This is a genomic window from Streptomyces sp. NPDC024687, assembly GCF_055559055.1.
Window position 1 is genome coordinate 1 of sequence record NZ_JBVHLJ010000027.1, and the last position, 2,969, is coordinate 2,969.

Genomic DNA, 2,969 nt, shown 5'->3' on the forward strand with positions numbered 1-2,969 from the left:
CTGCGGCGGATAGTTCTTCATGACCACGAGATGTCCGTTCTCAGATCCTCAGGATCCAGTGTCTCGTGTGTCCAGGATCAAGGGTCAAGGCCCCCAGCCTGGTACGAGGAAAGGCACGAGCAGCAACGCAAGGCACACTCCTCACGACGCATCCGCGTCGAGCACGGCATCGCACACCTCAAGAACTGGCGGGCTCTCGCCCGGCACCTTGGCCGCCGTGAGCACATGAGTGACATCGTCCAAGCCGTCGCCGCACTGCTCTCACACCAGCAGACTGCCACCCTCGGCCACGGCCTTCGAGCGTGAAAACCGACCACAGCACCCACCTCGACGTGCCACCGCCAACCGTGCACGAGGTCGTTAGTTGTTGACGCGTCATCCGGGCGCCGGTCGATGTGGTACTGGAGCTACCCCGTCGTCAGGGAGAGGGGCGTGGCGGCGGTCCTGGTGTTGCTCACGCCGACTGTCTGCAGACGCGTGCACAAGAACCCCAGTCCACCCTATTCATCCTATCTATCGGCCTTCATCGTCCTGCGCCTCCGTGGCTGGCCCTTGAATCTTGAGTGAGGCACCGGCCCTGATCGCGGGTTTTCCGCCGACTCTCTAGACAAGCACTGCACTGAAGCTCCTAAATAGATCCGATGTCACTCGGGGTGAACACGCCGCGCGGGTGGCCTCCCTCCTGCTGACCCGCCTGAGGGTGACCAGCCACTCGGTTCAGTCCGGTTTTCGAGCCGCAGCAGCGGGTGGCGTCCCGCGAGGAGTCAGGAGAACCAGTTGGAAGAGCCGACCAGCCACAGAAGGGAGGCTCACCTGCATGACGGTCCGCCGAGGGCGGGCTTCACCCTCCGTCCGTGCCGCCTCCTTGCAGATGCTCCTGACGCCCGGCACGCCGCAACGCTTGTGTCGGCCGCCTTCCTGAGTGTGCTCTTACTGCTCATCACCGGATTACGCGCCCAGGCCGCTCGGTCGTCCTCATGAACGCAATCCGGTTTGCCGACACCGCCGACAGCGACCGCACCTGGCCATGCAGCTTCCGGCCCGCACTCGAGCGGTACCGCGTCCCGCGACAGCGCTACCCCTGCGCGATCCATTGACACGCAAAGGTCACCCTCGTATCCCTCGATCAAAGTTTCACAAAATATCCGATATTTCGAACTCCCAAGCGTATGGGCAGTTCATGCAGAAATGGGACAAGCAGCGTTGAACAGAACCCTCAGGGCGGTCCTCGCCCTCCTCACCTCCGTGGCCGCCCTGCTGGGCCTCACCACTGCCCTCGGCGGCACGGCCGGAGCCGCGGCCCCGCCCGCCGGGCAGGCGACGCGGTACACGATGACCGCGTTCACCAACAACAGCGAGTCGAACATGTACGTGTACGACTCGCCTGACGCCACCGCGTTCACCCTGCGGAAGGGCCCGGCCTACGTTCCGCCGTCCGGGATGATCCGGGACCCCAGCATCTTCAAGCACACCGACGGCTACTACTACCTCACCTACACCACCCGCACCTGGTCCGCGCTGAGCACCACCATCGGCTTCGCCCGTTCCACCGACCGCCTCAACTGGACCTTCCTGTACGACTACACGGTCCCGATCAGCGGCCTAGCCCGCGCCTGGGCGCCGGAGTGGTTCGTCGACAGCGACGGCAGCGTCAACATCATCCTGTCGGCGTCCACCACCGCGGGTGGCGAGTACATCTTCAAGCCGTACAAGCTCACCGCCACCAACTCCGCGCTCACCGCCTGGAGCACCCCAACCGTGCTGAGCGGCATCAGCCCCAACTACATCGACACCTTCATCGTCAAGATCGGCTCCACCTACCACGCCTTCACCAAGAACGAGACGACGAAGTACATCGAGTACGCCACCGCCTCCAACCTCACCGGTCCGTACACCTTCCAGAAGACCGGCAACTGGACGGGTTTCGGCGACTTCGTGGAGGGCCCCGCGCTCGTCCAGCTCGACAACGGCGGCTGGCGAATCTTTTACGACGGCTACCGCGCCACCAAGTACTGGTACAGCGACAGCTACGACAACTTCGCCACCTGGTCCGCGCCCACCGAGCTGCCCGGCCTGAGTGGCACTGTTCGCCACCTGACCGTGCTCAAGGAGACGGTGTCCGGCGGCGCCACCTTGCCGACCAACACGACCCGCTCGCTCCAGTCGGTCAATTTCACCGGCCGCTACGCCGTCGTCCGCTCCGACAGCCTCGGTTACGTCGACCCGGTGACCTCCTCCAGCACCACCGCCGTCAAGCAGAGCGCTACCTGGACGATCGTCCCAGGCCTGGCTGACGCGAACTGCTACTCCTTCCGCGACTCTTCCGGCCGCTACCTGCGCCACTGGGACTTCCGGCTCCGGTTCGACGCGAGCAACGGAACGGACGTCTTCAAGAAGGACGCCACGTACTGCGCCCGACCGGGTACGACCTCCGGCTCCGTCCGCCTCGAGTCGTACAACTACCCCGGCCGCTACATCCGGCACTACAACTACGCGCTGCGCGTGGACCCGTACCAGGCCACGGACACCTTCCGCGCCGACAGTTCTTTCACGGCGGTGAGCCCCTGGCTCTGACCGGATCGCCTTCCGCAGGCTTTGAATGACGAGAATCCCGCCCGCACACGGGCGGGCCCTCGCCGCCGCCCCGTCGCCGATCCGGTCGTATCGGTGGCCGGTCGAGGCCCGCAGAAGCACCGACACCGACCGCTGGCAAATAAGGAGCAATGCAGTCGAGTTCCTCGACTCCGTCGAACACCACGATGTCAACGCGCAGTGGCCCCGTCCGTCGCGGCACGGCAGCCGCCTCGGTGCCTAAGAGAGCATCTGATCAAGGTTCACGCGGATGTGTGTGGGATGTCCGTTTCGATTCGCCAGGTTGGTACGGATTCTCCGGTCAGTTCGCGGGACATTTTGTTAGCCATGGCCCAGTGGATCATCGTCCTCGATCTCTGCGGGAGGGCTTCGTAGTC

General features: G+C 64.5%; 2 protein-coding genes. Both read left to right on the top strand.

Annotated elements, in window-relative coordinates:
* The coding region (locus tag ACZ39I_RS41745) for a transposase family protein (protein ID WP_467250971.1) at positions 1-306 on the top strand (306 nt) is incomplete at its 5' end.
* A gap of 897 nt (positions 307-1,203) precedes the next feature.
* Positions 1,204-2,574, top strand: a complete 1,371-nt coding sequence (locus ACZ39I_RS41750) for a glycoside hydrolase family 43 protein (RefSeq protein WP_467250973.1) — start codon at positions 1,204-1,206, stop codon at positions 2,572-2,574.
* Positions 2,575-2,969: the final 395 nt, after the last annotated feature.